At 69.1% G+C, this 16,580-nt stretch carries 15 protein-coding genes and 1 tRNA gene; 7 read left to right on the top strand and 9 right to left on the bottom strand.

Annotation, left to right across the window (positions count from 1 at the left end; translation table 11 throughout):
• Window positions 1–57 precede the first annotated feature (57 nt).
• The 5 genes from KIK06_RS11790 to KIK06_RS11770 form a co-directional block, all read right to left on the bottom strand.
• Complete coding sequence (locus KIK06_RS11790) at window positions 58–1,236, bottom strand: EAL domain-containing protein (RefSeq protein ID WP_268643186.1); 1,179 nt, start codon at window positions 1,234–1,236, stop codon at window positions 58–60.
• Between the two features lie 298 nt (window positions 1,237–1,534).
• Window positions 1,535–2,773 carry a beta-ketoacyl-ACP synthase II gene (gene fabF / locus KIK06_RS11785; RefSeq protein ID WP_017598398.1) on the bottom strand — a complete coding sequence of 413 codons (1,239 nt, stop codon included), beginning with the start codon at window positions 2,771–2,773 and terminating at the stop codon, window positions 1,535–1,537.
• 146 nt (window positions 2,774–2,919) lie between these two features.
• Entirely contained in the window at window positions 2,920–3,159 is a 240-nt protein-coding gene (locus tag KIK06_RS11780) for an acyl carrier protein (RefSeq protein ID WP_017598397.1), read from the bottom strand.
• A 93-nt stretch (window positions 3,160–3,252) separates the two neighbouring features.
• Entirely contained in the window at window positions 3,253–4,209 is a 957-nt protein-coding gene (locus tag KIK06_RS11775; protein ID WP_017598396.1) for a beta-ketoacyl-ACP synthase III, read from the bottom strand.
• 2 nt (window positions 4,210–4,211) lie between these two features.
• Window positions 4,212–5,195, bottom strand: a complete 984-nt coding sequence (locus KIK06_RS11770; protein WP_083924172.1) for an ACP S-malonyltransferase — start codon at window positions 5,193–5,195, stop codon at window positions 4,212–4,214.
• Between the two features lie 255 nt (window positions 5,196–5,450).
• On the opposite strand from KIK06_RS11770, the gene KIK06_RS11765 reads away from it, so the two are divergent.
• The gene (locus tag KIK06_RS11765) at window positions 5,451–6,683 is read left to right on the top strand and encodes a PucR family transcriptional regulator (protein WP_017598394.1); all 1,233 of its coding nucleotides are present in this window, start codon (window positions 5,451–5,453) and stop codon (window positions 6,681–6,683) included.
• A gap of 272 nt (window positions 6,684–6,955) precedes the next feature.
• Complete coding sequence (locus KIK06_RS11760) at window positions 6,956–7,843, top strand: hypothetical protein (RefSeq protein ID WP_442789764.1); 888 nt, start codon at window positions 6,956–6,958, stop codon at window positions 7,841–7,843.
• A gap of 45 nt (window positions 7,844–7,888) precedes the next feature.
• Here the strand turns inward: KIK06_RS11760 and KIK06_RS11755 are convergent, their stop codons facing one another.
• Window positions 7,889–9,583: an alkaline phosphatase D family protein gene (locus KIK06_RS11755; RefSeq protein ID WP_268643185.1), complete on the bottom strand. Its 1,695-nt coding sequence runs from the start codon at window positions 9,581–9,583 to the stop codon at window positions 7,889–7,891.
• A gap of 127 nt (window positions 9,584–9,710) precedes the next feature.
• Here KIK06_RS11755 and KIK06_RS11750 point away from each other — a divergent pair, with 127 nt between their 5' ends.
• From KIK06_RS11750 to KIK06_RS11730, 5 genes are all read left to right on the top strand, one after another.
• Window positions 9,711–10,118: a secondary thiamine-phosphate synthase enzyme YjbQ gene (locus KIK06_RS11750; protein ID WP_017598391.1), complete on the top strand. Its 408-nt coding sequence runs from the start codon at window positions 9,711–9,713 to the stop codon at window positions 10,116–10,118.
• 185 nt (window positions 10,119–10,303) lie between these two features.
• Entirely contained in the window at window positions 10,304–10,729 is a 426-nt protein-coding gene (locus tag KIK06_RS11745; RefSeq protein WP_017598390.1) for a DUF3052 domain-containing protein, read from the top strand.
• Between the two features lie 87 nt (window positions 10,730–10,816).
• The gene (locus KIK06_RS11740) at window positions 10,817–11,287 is read left to right on the top strand and encodes a peroxiredoxin (protein ID WP_268643184.1); all 471 of its coding nucleotides are present in this window, start codon (window positions 10,817–10,819) and stop codon (window positions 11,285–11,287) included.
• A 43-nt stretch (window positions 11,288–11,330) separates the two neighbouring features.
• Window positions 11,331–11,404: transfer RNA gene (locus tag KIK06_RS11735), tRNA-Val, on the top strand.
• Window positions 11,405–12,239: 835 nt separating this feature from the next.
• Window positions 12,240–13,004: a transposase family protein gene (locus KIK06_RS11730; RefSeq protein WP_268645946.1), complete on the top strand. Its 765-nt coding sequence runs from the start codon at window positions 12,240–12,242 to the stop codon at window positions 13,002–13,004.
• Between the two features lie 59 nt (window positions 13,005–13,063).
• Here KIK06_RS11730 and KIK06_RS11725 read toward each other — a convergent pair whose 3' ends face one another.
• From KIK06_RS11725 to KIK06_RS11715, 3 genes are all read right to left on the bottom strand, one after another.
• On the bottom strand, window positions 13,064–14,821 hold the full coding sequence (locus KIK06_RS11725; protein WP_268643183.1) for a hypothetical protein: 1,758 nt from the start codon (window positions 14,819–14,821) through the stop codon (window positions 13,064–13,066).
• A gap of 234 nt (window positions 14,822–15,055) precedes the next feature.
• Window positions 15,056–15,736 (bottom strand): transposase family protein, encoded by a 681-nt coding sequence (locus KIK06_RS11720; RefSeq protein WP_268643182.1) that lies wholly within the window; start codon window positions 15,734–15,736, stop codon window positions 15,056–15,058.
• A gap of 321 nt (window positions 15,737–16,057) precedes the next feature.
• Window positions 16,058–16,483, bottom strand: coding sequence for a hypothetical protein (locus KIK06_RS11715; protein WP_268643181.1), 426 nt, complete (start codon window positions 16,481–16,483; stop codon window positions 16,058–16,060).
• Window positions 16,484–16,580 lie beyond the last annotated feature (97 nt).

Here is a 16,580-nt window from a genome sequence, read left to right as displayed (position 1 = left end):
CGTGGGCGGGGCCGGTCCACGCGGGAGCGATCGCGCGGGCGGGCCCGCCGGTCCCGGTCAGCTGCGCGACAGTGACTGGATCAGGTCGGACACGTGGACCACGCCGACGACCTGCCCGTAGGAGTTCGTCGCGATCAGGTCCTCGTAGACGCGGCTGTTGTCCTGACCGGCCACCCGCAGCGCGGCGAGCGCCGACATCCAGGAGGGCACGGTCCGCGGCGGCTCGGCCAGCCGCATCGAGGGCCTCTTGGCGTGCAGCGCGTGCCCGTACCGTCCGGTCACCGACAGCAGGAACCGGGTCCGGTCGATCACCCCCAGCGGACGGTCGCGGTGGTCGATGAGGATGACGCTGTTGAGCGCGGGGTCCCCGGTGAACGCGTCCAGGATCTCCTCGGCCGTGGAGTCGGAGTCGAAACCCACCGGGGGAAGCATGAACTCGGTGATCTGCGGACCGGACTCACTCGCGTCCTGGTCGGTGGTGGCGGGTTCGGGCACCTGGGTCACGCGCTCGCCCGGCCGCCAGCCGTCGTCGGCGAAGAACGTCCCGGTCCCTACGCGCAGGCCGCAGCGGCGCAGACGGATGACGTCCTCGACGCTCGACACGCCCGCGGCCATCGCGTAGACGCCGCTGCCCCGGCCCAGCCGGGCCAAGCCCTCGACGATGGTGGTCCTGCGCTGGTCGGAGGAGACGTCCGACACGATCGTGGGGTCGAGCCGGATGAGGAACGGCGTGGTCTCCAGGATCAGGTCCGGGCGGATCAGCGCGGTACCGAAGCCGCAGCGGAACCCGGTGGCCCGCAGCCGGGCCACCCCGGAGGTGACGGTCTGGCGGGGCAGGTCGGCCAGGTCGGCGGTGAGCATGAACGTGATGTCGCGCGGCCGTCGGCCCGCCTGGCGCAGCCGGCTGTCGAGCAGCGAGACGAACTCGTCGCCCGCGGTCAGTGTGCGTGCGGGCAGGGGCAGAACGAGCGGAAGCAGGCTCTCCGTGCTGGCTGCTTCCTTGACCAGGGTCAACAGCCACTCGGCGACCACCATCTGCTCACGGGCGGTCACCTCGGCCATGCCGTTTCGGCTGGTAGGCGGAAGGGACGTGACGACCTCGACGGCCACGACGGCACCGGAGTCCAGGTCCACGACGGGCCGGTAGGTCACGGCGCCGGAGGGACGTCGGGGCGCCGGAGCGCTCTTGTCGGTTCGGGGGCTCTCGGCGAGCTGCTGGGGCGAGTGGACAGACACGTGTCCATGGTGGCGGGCCCGGAACCCGGGAAAAAGGTCTGTGCGCTGCTGTTCAGCAGACCTTCACCTGCGCGAAGACCCGCCCCGGCACGGACGGTCACCTCGCGCCGAAACGGCCCGAAACCAGGTCCGGCCCTGACCAGAGCGGAATGTCGTCGTGGACACCGCGACGACGGTCATGCTCCGCGCCCCTCGCAGGCCCCGGCCGAAACGGGTCGGTGGTCCGCGCCGTGAGGGGCGGGGACCACCGGAGGGGACGGACGCCACGGGGACACCGTGACGTCCGTGGGACGCCGGTTCAGGCGCGGCGGAAGGCCAGGGCGATGTTGTGGCCGCCGAAGCCGAAGGACTCGTTGATGGCCGCCACGTCACCGGCGGGCATGTCCCGGGGCTTGTCGCGGACGATGTCCACGACGACCTCCGGGTCGAGCTCGCTGATGTTGATCGTCGGCGGGATGCGGCCGTCGTGCAGCGCCAGGATCGTGGCGATCGACTCCACGGCTCCGGCACCGCCCAGGAGGTGGCCGGTCATCGACTTGGTCGAGGTCACGGCGACCTGGTCGGCCGCGGACTCACCCAGCGCCGTGCGGATCGCACGGGTCTCACCGACGTCCCCGGCGGGCGTGGACGTGGCGTGCGCGTTGACGTGCACGATGTCGTCCGGTGCGAGGCCGCCGTCGGCCAGGGCCAGGTCGATCGCCCGGGCCTGCCCCGCGCCCTCGGGGTCGGGCTGGACGATGTCGTAGGAGTCGGCGGTGTAGCCCACGCCGGCGGCGTGCGCGTACACGCGGGCACCGCGCTTGGCGGCGTGCTCGGCCGACTCCAGGACGACGATCCCGGCGCCCTCGCCCATGACGAACCCGTCACGGTCCTTGTCCCACGGGCGGGAGGCGCCCTGCGGGTCGTCGTTGCGGGTGGACAGGGCGCGCATGGACGCGAACGAGGCGATGTTGAGCGGGTGGATCGCGGCCTCGGTGCCGCCGGCGATCACGACGTCGGCGCGGCCGTCGCGGATCATGTCGACGGCGTTGGCGATGGCCTCGGCGCTGGAGGCGCAGGCGCTGACCGGGGCGTGCGCACCGGCGCGGGCGCCGTACTCCAGGGAGACCGCGGCGGCGGGGCTGTTGGGCATGAGCATGGGCACGGTGAACGGGGAGACCCGCTTCCAGCCCTTCTCACGGAAGGTGTCGTACTGCTCGAGGATGGTGAGGATGCCACCGATACCGCTGGAGACGACGACACCGAGGCGGATGGGGTCGACCTCCGGGCTGCCCGCGTCGGCCCAGGCCTCCTCTGCGGCGATCAGGGCGAACTGCTGGGTGCGGTCGAGCCTGCGCAGCCTCGGGCGGGGAAGCTTCTCGGAGGGTTCCTGCGCGATACGCCCGGCGAAGTGCACCGGGAGCGTCTCGTGCCAGTCGGGGTCGAGCATGGTGACACCGGACCGGCCGTCGAGGAGCGCGGACCATGTGGTCGCGACGTCACCCCCGAGGGGGGTGGTGGCACCGAGGCCGGTGACGACGACATCGGTCTTGGACATGATCCGATCGCCCTTCTCGTGGGTCGTACCCGGCCGCGGGGTGCCGGGAGGCGTTGGCGGATATCTGGACGGAACCGGGCGGCGGGTGGCCGCCGCGGTACGCGGTTCGGGCCGCCGGGGCGTGTGGCCCCGGCGGCCCGGAGACGCTACTTCTGGATGAAGGTGATGACGTCCTGGACCGTCTTGAGGTCCTTGAGCTGGTCGTCGGGGATCTCGACGCCGAATTTGTCCTGGGCGGCGACGGCGATCTCCACCATGGACAGCGAGTCGATGTCCAGGTCGTCGACGAAGCTCTTCTCCGGGGTGACCTCGGAGGGCTCGGTCCCGACGATCTCCTCGATGATCTCGCCGAGGCCGGTCAGGATCTCCTGCTCGCTGTGAGCCATGTCGTGTATCTCCTTGCTTGACGCTTCTGTCGCGGGGACGTCCCCGCGGTACGGGGTCGGCTCGTGGGTGTGACCGCGGGCCGAGGGACGGGATCAGGGGATGCGGATCACCTGAGCGGCGTAGGCCAGTCCCGCCCCGAAGCCCAGGGTGAGCACGGTGCTCCCCGAGGGCAGTTCCCCGCGTCCGACCATGCGCGAGAGCGCGAGGGGAATGGACGCGGAGGAGGTGTTGCCAGCGGTGACGATATCGCGGGCCACGAGTGCCTGGGGCGCACCCAGCTTTCGTGCGATGGACTCCACGATGCGCAGGTTGGCCTGGTGCGGCACGAAGGCCGTCAGCTCACCGGGCTCCACCCCAGCCCTCTCCAGGGCCTCCAGCGCGACCTTGTACAGCTCGGTGGTGGTCCAGCGGAACACCGCCTGGCCCTCCTGGTAGAGGTACTTGTGGTCGCGCAGGTAGATCTTGTCGGCGCGGCCGCCGTCGGATCCCCAGACCACGGGGCCGATGCCGTGCTCCTCGGCTCCGGAGACCACGGCGGCCCCGGCTCCGTCGGCGAAGATCACACACGTGGAGCGGTCGTCCCAGTCCACCCAGTCGCTGAGCTTCTCGGAGCCGATCACCAGGACGTTGCGCGCGCTGCCGCCGCGCACCGCGTCCGACGCGACGCCCAGCGCGTAGCAGAAGCCCGCGCAGGCGGCGTTGACGTCGAAGGCGCCGGGAGCGGTGATCCCCAACCGGTCGGCGACGGTCGCGGCGGCGTTGGGGATCTGGTCGGTCACGGTGCACGTGGCGACGATCACGAGGTCGATGTCCTTGGGGGACAGCCCGCTGGCGGCCAGTGCCTTACCGCCCGCGGCCACGCCCATGCTCTCCACGGTCTCCTCGGGACCGGCGATGCGGCGCTCACGGATACCGACGCGGCTCTGGATCCACTCGTCGTTGGTGTCGACCCGAGCCTCCAGGTCGGCGTTGGTCACGACCCTGGAGGGCTGGTGCTCACCGAAGGCGACGATGGTCGCGCCCACGGGAGCGCTCGGGGTCTTGAACATGATCAGCCTTCCTGGTCGGCGCCCGCCGGGGCGGTGACCCCGGCGTGCTCCTTGATGAGGGCGGTGGCGCGGTCGATGTCGTCCGGCGTCTTCACCGCGAGCAGTTCGACACCGCGCAGGGCCCGCTTGGCCAGCCCCGTGAGGGTTCCGGCGGGGGTCAGCTCGATCAGGGCGGTCACGCCCAGGTCGGCGAGGGTCCGGGTGCAGGCGTCCCATCGGACCGGGGAGGAGATCTGCGAGACCAGACGGTCCAGGTACTCCGACCCGCTCCCGACGACGGCGCCGTCGGCGTTGGACAGCAGCCGGGTCGAGGGGTCCTGCGGGGACAGGGAGGCCGCGGCGGCCCGGACGCGCTCCACGGCCGGGGCCATGTGCTCGGTGTGGAACGCCCCGGCGACCGAGAGGGAGCGCAGCCGGGCGCGGGCGGGCGGATTCTCCGCGAACGCGGCGAGCTGCTCGGTGGTCCCGGCGGCCACGATCTGCCCGGAACCGTTGTCGTTGGCGGGGGTGAGCCCGGCGTCCGCGACGGCCTTGAGCACGTCCTCGCGCACTCCGCCGAGGACGGCGGTCATACCGGTCTCGGTGCGGGCGGCGGCGTCGGCCATCCCACGACCGCGCTCGGCGACCAGGGCGAGCGCGTCGCCCGGTGACAGGACACCGGTCACCGCCGCGGCGGTGAACTCACCGACGCTGTGGCCGGCGACGGCGTCCACGAAGGAGTGGTCGGCGGGTAGCCCGGGACCGGGGGCGGAGAGCGTGCCCAGGATGGCGGAGGCGGCGGCCATGCCGGCACTGACCAGCAGGGGCTGGGCCACGGCCGTGTCGCGGATCTCGTCCGCGTCGGCCTCGGTGCCGTAGCGGACCAGGTCGAGACCGGTCACCTCGGACCACGCGGCGAACTGTTCGGGGACACCGGGCAGTTCCAGCCACGGGGAGAGGAAGCCGGGGACTTGGGCGCCTTGGCCGGGAGCAACGATTACAAGCACAGCATCAACCTTGCCCTGTAGGAGATCACCAGTCAGAGGGGGAGGCACACGAAGTTACCTCGGGGTCGTTTGTAGGCCCTCCACAAAGGCGGCGTCGGGGTCGGGTCTTCGCCCGTACCCCGGGTGGGGGAGATCACTCTCCGGGGCCGCGGGAGCGCGCCAGCAGGGGCGGAGAGGGGTGGCCGCGCCCCCTCGCGGGCCTCCGACGTGGAACGGGCCGCCTCCCGGACGGACCCGGGATGAGACCCTGGGGGTGTGAACACCCGACACCAGGATGCCCGAGACTCCGACGGCGAGGACACGGGCCAGGCCGAGCAGGATCGCGTGCGCGCGGAGACCGTGCGACGACTGGAGCGCTCCATGGGCGCGCTCGGCACGGCGGCCGTGGCGCGCATGGAGGAGCGGCTCGCCTGGTTCCGCCGGATGTCGGCGGAGGACCGGTCGTGGATCGGCTTGGTGGCGCAGTCGGGGGTGGCGGCCTTCGTCGACTGGTTCCGCAACCCGGTGCGCGGCCGCCCGGCCATCACGGTGGAGGTCTTCGGCACGGCTCCGCGCGAACTCACGCGGTCGGTGTCGCTGCAGCAGACCGTCGACATGATCCGCGTGGTCATCGAGGTGGTCGAGGCCCAGGTCGACGAACTGGCCGCGCCGGGCGGCGCCCAGCAGCTGCGTGAGGCGGTGCTGCGGTACACGCGGGAGGTCGCGTTCAGCTCGGCGAAGGTCTACGCGCGCGCGGCCGAGGCCCGGGGGGCCTGGGACGCCCGCCTGGAAGCCCTCATCGTCGACGCGCTGCTGCACGGTGACCGGGAGGAGGGGCTGGAGACCTGGGGGTCGGCCCTGGGGTGGTCGCACACTCCGGTGATCGCCGTCGCGGGCGGGACTGAGGGGGAGTCCGGAGCCAAGGTCCTGGACGACCTGCGCGCGGCCGCCCGCCGTCTCGGACACGACGTCCTCGCGGGCCGCCAGGGTTCCCGGGTGGTCGTGGTGGTCGGGGTCGGGGACCGCTACCCGCGGGAGGAGCTGCCCCTCGCCGCCGCCGAGCCGCTGGCCGGACTGTTCGGACCGGGCCCGGTCGTCGTCGGCCCGGCGGTGCCCGACCTCAGGGCCGCGGGGGCCTCGGCACGCGCGGCGGTCAGCGGCCTGCGGGCGGCGGTGGCCTGGCCCGACGCGCCGCGCCCGGTACGCGCCGACGACCTGTTGCCCGAACGCGCGCTGCACGGGGACGCCGACGCGCGCCGGGAGCTGGTCGAGGAGGTGTACGTCCCGCTGGCCGGGGCGGGGTCGCCGCTCCTGGACACACTGTCGGTGTACCTGGAGCACGCCTCGTCGCTGGAGGCCACGGCCCGGATGCTGTTCGTCCACCCCAACACCGTCCGGTACCGCCTCAGCCGGATCGCCGAGCTGACCGGGCACATGCCCGCGGACGGGCGCGGGTCGTTCGTGCTGAGGGTGGCGGTGGCCCTGGGGCGCCTGGCGGGAGCGGAGTAGGGGCCGTTCGCGCGACCGCCGTCGACGGTGAAGGGACGGCGTGATCAGCGCCACGAACCTATCCGTAACCTGATCGTTGTGTGTCGTACCTGGCTACTTATGGATGTTTCACGCCGGTCGGGTATGTCTGTAACTGACCGTGTGCGCCCGGGGACCGCACCAAAAGGGATAGCTTTGTGGTGGGCGGGACGCCTGTGGGACCGCGAGGAAGGGCATGCCTCGGGCGAGGTCCCCGCACCGCTCCGACACGACGTTCTTGGGGGGTCAAGGCTGTGGTCGAGCGACCGAGGAAGAGTTTCCGGCTGATCGAGACGGTGACCGAGGCCGCTCTCCAACCCACACAGGAGGGCGAGCTGCGCAGACGCGTCCTGTTCTGGGTCCCGGTACCGATCCCGGTACTCGCGCTGGTCTCCCTCGCGGTCGGGGGCGACCTCTCCGCGCCCGGATGGACGATACTCCTGGCCACCTCCATGGGAGTGGGAACCCTCCTCCTCACGCTGGTCGTCCAGCCCACACCGCTGCCGGAGGGGCTCTCGCCCCAGGTCTCCGCCCGCCGGTCCCTGCACCGCTTCCGGCAGTTCACCCATCTGCGGGTCTGCCTCGCGCTCGTTCCCGTGGCGCTCGGCGCGACCGCGTCGCTCGTCGGCGGCGGTCTGTACCCGCTCCTCGCCGCACTGGCACTGTCCTGGCCGCAGATGCTGATGGCCATGCCCACCTTCTTCACCATCACGCGGGCACGCCGCGCGATGGAGGCGTGGGGCACCACCGCCTACCTGTGGCATGCCCTGTCGCGCCCGGCGAAGGTCACCTGGCCGGTGGCCACACCGTTGGCCGGCGCCTGGCGGCGGTGGCGCGACGAGCGCGACCGGGCGCGCGGCGCGGCGCAGGAGAGCAAGGAGGAGAAGGCCGGGGCCGACGGGTCGGAGAACGGCCGGGACACCTCCCCGGACGACCCGGCGGCCGCTCAGGAGGCCGTCAGGGGTACCGGCGCCGGTACCGGAAGCGGCACCGTGGGACGGCTGATCACCGCCAGCGGCACGGGGGGCACCGTGCACCGCGCCGCGCGGCGCGTCATCGAGAGCGGCGGCGCCCTGCGGACCGTCGGCCGAGAGCGCCACGGCGCGCGATCGACGCGGCGTCCGAGCACGCCCAAGCGCTGAGGCGTCCAGGCGCGGACCGTCCACGGGTCGGCGCGCGGCGACCCGTCACACGGCCACGCGCCGGTACACGTGCGGCAGGACGTCCTGCCCCGCCTCGGGGCAGTGGTACCAGACCGCTTCGGCGTCGGGGCCGTCGAAGACCACCTCGCCGATCGTGTTGCCGAAGTACGGGGGACCGTCCAGGCGCCAGCGGAGCCAGGGGCGGGGAACCCGCGCCAACCACGTCAGCACCCTCCCCGCGGCGGTGAACGGCCAGCTGGCGGACAGCCGTGCGCTCCGGCGCAGGGGGAGCGGCAGCTGGTTGCACAAGGGCGAGGAGACGAGCTGGGCGACGCGCGTGCGGCGCTCGTCCGGCGCGGGCGCGGCGCCGCCCGGGCTCCCGGCCGGAAGGTCGCCCTCCGCGCCGTCCGTGCGGGCGAGGTAGGAGAAGTGGACGTCGCCGCTCAGGAACAGGACCGTGGACGGCGCCGGGCCGCGTTCACCTCCGCACAGCGCGCGGACCCCCTCGCCCAGACGGCGGAAGGAGTGCTGGAAGGCGCCCCAGTGCTCCAGGTCGAGGGCCTGGCGCACCCGCTCCGCCGGCCCTCGCGCCCAGCCGCCCCACGCGCCCTCGCACACCGCCTCGTTCCACGCCTCCAGGTGCTGCACCGCTGGGGGGAGAAGGACCGGAACCGTGGAGGCGACCACGACGTGTTCGTGGCCGCCGGTCAGGTGCGCGTCCAGCCACGCGTGCCCGTCGGGACCGAGTATGGACCGCTCCGGCCCCTCCTGCCCGCCCAGGGCGCGGCCGCACCGGGTGTCGGTGACCAGGACGCGGACGGACCCCGCGTCGACGCGGTGGCTCCAGCGGTAGGACGAGGGCTCGTCGTGCGCCCGCCAGGCGAACGCGTCCAGGACGTCGCCCGCGTCGGAACCGCGGTCGCGGATCCGGGCCCACACCGGGTCGGCGTCGCGGTCGGCGGGGGACAGGTTGCCCAGGTGCTGGTACACCCAGTAGGCGCCCAGGCCGCTGGTGATCCGCGTGTGCCACCAGGGAAGGGCGTCCATGGCGCGGCGCCAGGCGGCGGAGGTGTTCCAGTCGTCGCGGATGTCGTGGTCGTCGAAGACCATGAGGGTGGGGACGGTCGACAGCAGCCAGCGCACCTGCGGGTCGCTCCAGGCCTGCCGGTACAGCTCGGCGTACTCGTCGTACCGGACGACCTCGTCGTCGGGGGCGCCGTCGGCGGGATCCTCCTCGCGCACCCGGCGCAGGAGTTCGCGCATGGGTTCCTGGACCTCGTCGGCGTAGACCTGGTCGCCGATGAGCAGCAGCAGGAGGTTGTCCTCGACGGGTTCGCGGGCCAGGCGCCGGGCGGTGGCGCGGAGCATGTCGGGCCCGTGTCGGACGAGGCCCTCGGGGCTGTCGCCCGTGGGGGTGTGGCAGGAGCCGTACAGCAGACGGGTGGGGGCGTCCGGGGCCGGAGTGCGCACGACGCTGGGCGGAAGGGGGCTGTCCGGCTCGGGCCAGACGGGTGTGTCGTCGAGCAGGACCTCGTACGGCAGCCGTGATCCTGGCTGGAGACCGGTGAGTTCGCACACGGCGTAGTGGTGCCCGTGCACGGTGAAGGTGGGCGCCGAAGCGGCCTCGCGGCCGTCGACGAGGATCCGCGCTCGGCACGGGGCGTCGGTCTCCACCCATACCGTCGCGCTGGTCGGATCCACATGTCGCAACAGGGGCCCCAGACGTAACGAGACAGTCATCGTTCCCCCTCTTTTGCCCCAGGTTCTCACACGTCGTGGACGAGTATGGCGTTTCGGAGCCCCACCGTCATCCACAGCTCGGCCGAAGATGGTTGCACGAGCGCCCCGGCTGCGCGAAGGTGGCGCTATGCGGACACAGATCCTTGAGCTGCACACAGGAGGTTCAGAGAGCATCACGGACATCACCCGTGAGTGCGCGGACCTCGTCGCCGACGGAGGCGACGGGCTCCTCAACGTGTTCGTCCCGCACGCGACCGCCGGTGTGGCCATCATCGAGCTCGGCGCCGGGTCCGATGACGACCTGCTGGCCTCGCTCGACGACCTGCTGCCCGCCGACGACCGGTGGCGGCACAAGCACGGCTCCCAGGGCCACGGGCGCTCCCACGTCATGCCGGCCTACGTCGCACCGCAGACCACCGTCCCGGTGCTGTCCGGACGGCTCGAACTGGGGACGTGGCAGTCCATCGCGGTGGTCGACCTCAACATCGACAACCCCGACCGGCAGGTGCGGTTGTCGTTCCTGACGTCGGCATGAGGACGGGAACCAGGAAGGATCCGGGTTGGGCGGTGCGTTGACGGGAGATGCCACTAGCGTGTGAACTAGGCGATCAACGATGGTTACGGACCCACGGGACGGGCGTTTCGAATGGCCCGGCATCGTTGTGACAACTGCTTCGTGCAGGCAAGATTGAGAAAAATCATCTGTGGAGGAGAACTTTCGTGAGCGCGACCGCGGGCCAGGCACAGAGCGAACGCGGCTTGGCTGACCGACTCGGATTCAAGCCGGGTCAGGTGGTGCAGGAATTCGGTTTCGACGACGACGTCGACGAGGGACTGCGCGCATCCATCGCCGAACTCACGGGCGAGGCGCTGGTCGACGAGGACTTCGACGGTGACGTCGACGCGGCACTGCTGTGGTGGCGGTCCGACGAGGAGGGGGATCTCACCGACGCCCTGATGGACACGGTGCCCCTGATCGCCGACGGCGGCATCATCCTGGTGCTGACGCCGAAGGCGGGGCGCGAACTGCACGTGTCCCCGGGCGACGTCTCCGAAGCGGCTACCACGTCCGGCCTGTCGCAGACCAGTGCGATCAGCGTCGGCTCTGACTGGTCGTGCACCCGTATGGTCGTTCCCAAGCGGTGACGGACTCCACCCCGACGGGGTGGGGGCATCCGGTGCCGCGCGTCCCAAAGGAGGGCGCGCGGCGCTGAGAAGCGCCCGCCGACGAACATGAACGACATCATCACCGAGGGCGCCCACGCGCCCGATTTCACGCTGCACGACCAGTACGGGCAGGACACGACCCTGAGCGGGTTGCGGGGCCGCCCCGTCCTGGTGGTCTTCTACCCGCTGGCCTTCTCCGGCGTCTGCTCGGGCGAGCTCGCCGAGCTGAGCGCGCGGCACGCGGAGTTCGAAGATCTCGGAGCCAGGGTCCTGGCCGTGTCCGTGGACTCGGTGTTCTCCCTGCGCACCTGGTCGGACCGGGAGTCCTTCCCGTTCGCGCTGCTGTCGGACTTCTGGCCGCACGGCGCCGTCGCCGACGCCTACGGGGTCTTCGACGCCGCCCGGGGGACCGCGCGGCGCGGCACCTTCCTCGTCGACGCCGAGGGGGTCGTCCGCTGGACGGTCACCACTGCGGTCTCCGAGCCCCGCGACGTGGACGCCTACCTTCGGGAGCTGCGTTCGCTCACCGGAAACTGAGGAGCGACGACCCTTGTGAGGCGGTATGATCGCCTGCGACGCGGGGCGCGTAGCTCAGTTGGTTAGAGCAATTGCCTTACAAGCAATAGGTCAGGGGTTCGAGTCCCTTCGCGCCCACCCTGGACGGCTTACTAGAACCCTTACCCAATGCCAGGGATTCGAGAAGCTCGTCCACCGAGGACAGCGATAGGAAGCCCTCTCCGCTATCGGAGGGGGCTTCCGGGCTGCTTGGGGGTGTACCGATGCCCTCGGTGGTGACAAGGCGTGTGCGGCCATCCTGCAGGGCGTGCAGCCCGTCGAAGGGCGGCTTGAGGTCCTGGCCGGTGACCCTGCCCTCCTCGACGTACAGCGCGCGGAAGATCGCTTGGTTGAGCGTCCGCCGATGTTCCTCGTCGCAGCGCAGGTAGAGCGCTCGGGGGTTCTCCAGCAGGCGCAGTGCCACCTCGACCAGGCGCGCGGCCCCGGAGAGGTCTTCCTCTGTGTGTTCGAGGCGCGCGTTCAGGCGGCGGCGCCGTGCCTGGAGGTTGCGCAACTGCTCGCGGATCTTGTCGCGGTTGATCTCCGCGTCGCCGGCCAAAGCGAGCAGGTTGTCCTCGGCGACGTCCACCTCTCGGAGTTGCTGGCGGAGCTGGTCGTGCAACAGGCGCGTCGCCTCCTGCTGCTTGGCGATGGCCTGTTCCAGGTGGGCGCGTACCTCCTCGAGGAAGGCGGGCGTGAATCCCACGGTGGCGTAATGGGCTTCGACCGCCTCCTCCAGACGCACCACGTTCACGTGTGGGGTGTGGCAGCGGTCGGTCTGGTTGGCGATACAGAAGAAGTACATGTACTGAGCCTTTTCATCCTGAGGATGCAGGTCACAGCCCCGTACCGGCCTGACGGAACCACCCCGGACAGCAAGAAGCCCCTGGTAGAGGAGTTAACGACCAAGAAAACCCAGCACCAGAGGCTCCACATGCTGTTCTACCGTGCCGCCGTGCCGTTGTCACGCCGCACCCTGAACCTGGCCGCCCGCACCATCCGCGCCCACCGGAGCAAGACCGGGTCCCGGTGGCGGCGGCTCGATCCGGCCGCCCAGGCCCTGCTCGCGGGAGTCCACCTGTACAAAGGCGAACCGTTCGCCCAGATCGCGGCCGGTTTCGAGGTAGGCACCACGACCGCCAGGCGGTACGTGCGCGAGACCATCCGCCTCCTCGCCCAGCAGGCGCCCACCCTCGAACAGGCGCTGCGCCGCGCGCGCCGCAAGGGCTCGGAATACGTGATCATCGACGGCACCCTGCTCGCCTGCGACCGAGTCGCGGCCGACCGCCCGTTCTACTTGGGCAAGTACAAGCAGCACGGCATGAACATCCAGATCGTGGCCGCTCCCGACGGGTCACTGCTATGGACCTCCTGGTCCCTGCCCGGCGCGGTACACGATGTCAGAGCCGCCCGGGCCTGGAGGGTCGCCGAGCGCATCGCCGCCGCCGACCTGGTGGCGTTGGCCGACAAGGGCTACGTAGGGCTCTCGGACGTGGTGTTCTGCCCGTTCAAGGGCCGGGGCAAGCCGCAGTGGAAGAACGACGCCAACTCCGAGCACGCCCGGCACCGCAGCCCCGGTGAGAGTGCCATCGCCCAGATGAAGAACTGGCGCATCCTGCGCAAGCTCCGCTGCTGTCCACAACGAGCAGGAGCGATCACCCGGGCCGTGCTCGTGCTTCAGCTACGCGAGACAGGATGAAAAAGGCTCACTTATCCAGTTTTTTTATCCTTCTGAACGCACACCTTATCGTCTGTACTTCAACGAGGGATCGTGTATGACGTGCCCAGCGTCAAGTCCAGCTTGTTCAAGACGTACTCCAGCGCATCCTCAACATCGCCGTCAGGGATATCATCTGCACCACTCGTGCGCAGAAGCATTATCTGCGTAACCACCCCCTGGGCGGAATCGTACACCGATACATGTGCAATCGGCGCACCATCACTTCCGTCGAGCCAGCCAGAACGGCCGCTGTACGCAGTGAATCGCACTCCGTAGGGCAGGTCAAGCCTCACGGGGCGTACGTCAATAAAATGAGCGTCGACACCCGCTCGACCACTCTCGCACCGTTCGGCATTTCTGTGCACAAACTCGAAAGTGTCGCGAACCTCCGACTTGTACTCCCCCACGTACGCAACCCGTACCATGGCGGTCGAACCCTGGTAGTCGTACTGGCCCTGCGCCAGGTGTTCGCCTGGCTGTGACAATGCGACTACCCAAGGCGGAGGCTGTTGCTGATAGTGGCAGGGAGTGCCCACGGTATCCAAATAACCACCGAAGGCAGGTGCGGAGCCGGCGTCGTCAAACCCGCCGCTGTCAGGCTCAGGCAACGCCTCTGGCAGTCGGCTCGTGGGGTTGTCGACCGTCATGTCCAGGCGATAGGTGATGTCTCCACTCGCTACCGCGATCACCGTTGAGATCGCCTCGGTAAGATACCCGAGCGAACCCGCAACTGTGATGACACGCCTCGCCACCTGCTCGACCTTCTCCGTGAAGTCACCAGAAGCGCGGTGGTTGTCATAGATCTCGCCAATCACCGCCATGACGACATCGTCTGACATGCAAGATTGTGCCGCGACCACCAGGGTGCTCATCAGCTCGCCCACGGTCATCGTTGCGAGCTTGGGGTCGTTGGCAATCGCCTCAGACTTATCTGCAACACATCCAGCAAGGGTCATGAAGCTGGCCGAGGCCGCGAGTGTCGCCGTGTCTTCGGGGAAAAACCCGGTGACATTCTGGATCACACCCAAACTCAGGTCCATGACCACACCACTGAAGTCCAGCGTCCCCGTGACACGCAGTGTTCCCCGGTCGTTGATAACCTCGGGATCGACCTCAAGTACCAGTTGGGCGGCTCCGGGTAAAATCGTAAAGCCCTGCTGCGGCCCCACGATTTGCGACAACAGCTGACTCACTGGGTTTGCAGGCTGCGGCACAACCTGAATAACCCGTACGCCCTCAGGCAGCTCCAGCCTCACCGGGAAGTTCATCCCGTTGCTGATATGTAGCCGATACGGCCTCTGACCTTCAGTCCTCCCGTCGGGTCCCCCGACAGTAGGCACCTCTTCTGCGTACTTAACACAGAAATAGTTGTTGTCCACAAACTCGTCGGTATCGAGGTCCAGCGTCAGGCTGTCGTAGCGACACTCCGGCCGAGAGACGTTGGTCGTGATGCGAGCAACACGATCGACTAGCCAAATACTGCTTCCAGTACTCAGCTGGTTACCCAGCCACGTCTCGAAGTCGGCAATTGCCTGCTCGAGCTCCCAGGAACTGATCCCCCAGGTGGAAAACTCGGTCGTAGGCACGCTCAGCGTGCGAGCCTGGCGGTCGACCTGCGGCGGAATTGCCCGCCACGCTCCCTCAACTTCGTCGTAGCGCATGACCATCAGCGCGTCGATAGCATCATCTTCGACAGATGACGGAATCGGCAACGTTACCGTCACCGTGCCAGACAGCTCCCCCTCCATGTGGGTCAGCGGTCCGATGGGCTCGAACGGAGCCGGCATCTCGGGCATGTCAGCGACAGCGACTTGGGACGACGTGATGTCGCCCTCCACTGCGCTGGCGTCCCCCTCAACGACAACGCCAGTGTCTGGGTCGGTGAGCCTAGTACGGCCCATTCCCGTCAGTGTACAGCCGCTAGCCATAATCGCTACGAGCGCTATTATGGCAGCTAGTAAAGCTTTTGATCTCAGCTCTCTACCCTCTCTCTTTTTGTAGATGCCACAATACAAACCCAGTGAGTGATCTCAGCGATTTTTATCGGTAACGGTCAAGGTCAACACTTCTTGCACGATCACCCCGATCTTGGACGGACTCATCGCGGTGTGGTGCAGTACCCGCCACCTGCCGGTGAACACCGTCATGGCACGTTCGCCGACGCACCGCAGGCTGCGTAGGAGCAGGTTGTGGGACCTGTTGTCGGCGTCCCAGCGGTACTCGTCCACCTCGGGCGGGTGTTTGATCGGGGAACGGGCCCCGACCCCGGCACCGTCGTAGCCGAGATCGGCCAGCACCACCAGTCCCTCGGCCGTGACCTTGTGCAGCAGGGGAAGGACGTGGATACGCGCGGCGGTGATGTCTGATGTGGAGCCGGGTTCGACATCGGACACCCACAAGGGCTCTCCGATAGCATCAGCCAAGAACTGGACAGTGCCTCCGTGGTGGCGTTTGTGGCCGTTGCACCACAGGTCGCTTCGGCCGGTTGGGCCCGGTTCCGCGCAGCGATCGCTGGGGAAGAGTTTGCCGTCCAGGACCAGGAACCCGTCCGGGGTGTGGCGGGCTTGTTCGAGGACCTCGTGCAGGTCGGGGACTTGGGCGGCGAGCACCGCGATGCCCTCGTCGATGTAGCGGTAGCCGGTGGCGCGGGAGATGAGGTTGTCTGTGGCCAGAGCACCTACGGTGGTGTTGTCGCGGAACCAGCGCAGCACCAGGACGGCCTGCCTGCAACAGGTCAGGGCTCGGGTACCTGTGCGGGTGCCGCGGCGTGAGCGTTCGGTAGCCAGAAGTGCTGACAGGTGAAGAACGGTGTCCCGGGGCACGTCAAGGATTGCAGTATCGGGAGCCACGTGGAGCCTTTCACGGTGGTCCGGCGGAGATCCGGTGCCTCGCCTTCTACCTGGGGCTCCACGCCTGTGCCGGGGGAACGGGATTTCGCCCCCCAGATGCAACGCTTGCCCTCTTCGGCTTTTATCTCCTGATTCAGGATCGCTGAGATCATCTCAGTATGCCAGGGCTTTGTGTAGACCGCTCTAGTTTGTGTGTCTTCTCGCCCCTCGTTCCAGCAGCCGACTCCTCACCGTTCGGCTATCCACTTCGAAGTGCTTCCCGATCTGCGTCAGTGACCAGCCCTGCCTGTAGAGCTGTACTGCTTCGTCGATCTCTTCCTCGCTCAAGCCACGTTTGCGGATTTGTGCACCGTGGCGCTTGAGGATGGCACTCACCGTCTGCCGGGTGATGCCGAAGCGCTCTCCCAGCTTGTAGACGTTCGTGCCCGCCTGGTAGGCGGCGATCAGCTCGTTGATCTCATGGGGCTTGAGGCGCTTCGCTGTGCCCGGCTTCTTCGTGGGCTTCTTGAGCTCGGGGAGGGGTACCGTCGGCGCGGGCAGCTCGCGGAGGACGGCTTCGAGCTCGGTGGCGAGCCGGACCGGGGTGTCGTTGGTTTGCCCGGGGTCCACCGCACCCCGGAACGACCCGGCTCGGGGCCTTCGGCCGCCTCGCCGGGGCATTCCGTCGTCTCCGCCGGGGCTCTCCAAATGCCCGTGCGTTCCGGGG

Source organism: Nocardiopsis sp. EMB25 (genome assembly GCF_026797795.1).
Lineage (GTDB): Bacteria > Actinomycetota > Actinomycetes > Streptosporangiales > Streptosporangiaceae > Nocardiopsis > Nocardiopsis lucentensis.
Note: the sequence above shows the minus strand (reverse complement) of the source record. Positions and strands in the feature narration are given on the sequence as shown.

Bases quoted from the DNA above. Each gene is read 5' to 3' on its own strand.
- KIK06_RS11780 (WP_017598397.1), bottom strand. From the start codon at position 3,159: ATGGCTCACAGCGAGCAGGAGATCCTGACCGGCCTCGGCGAGATCATC.
- fabF (WP_017598398.1), bottom strand. From the start codon at position 2,773: ATGTCCAAGACCGATGTCGTCGTCACCGGCCTCGGTGCCACCACCCCC.
- KIK06_RS11750 (WP_017598391.1), top strand. From the start codon at position 9,711: ATGCGGACACAGATCCTTGAGCTGCACACAGGAGGTTCAGAGAGCATC.
- KIK06_RS11740 (WP_268643184.1), top strand. From the start codon at position 10,817: ATGAACGACATCATCACCGAGGGCGCCCACGCGCCCGATTTCACGCTG.
- KIK06_RS11725 (WP_268643183.1), bottom strand. From the start codon at position 14,821: ATGCCCGAGATGCCGGCTCCGTTCGAGCCCATCGGACCGCTGACCCAC.
- KIK06_RS11755 (WP_268643185.1), bottom strand. From the start codon at position 9,583: ATGACTGTCTCGTTACGTCTGGGGCCCCTGTTGCGACATGTGGATCCG.
- KIK06_RS11775 (WP_017598396.1), bottom strand. From the start codon at position 4,209: ATGTTCAAGACCCCGAGCGCTCCCGTGGGCGCGACCATCGTCGCCTTC.
- KIK06_RS11730 (WP_268645946.1), top strand. From the start codon at position 12,240: ATGCTGTTCTACCGTGCCGCCGTGCCGTTGTCACGCCGCACCCTGAAC.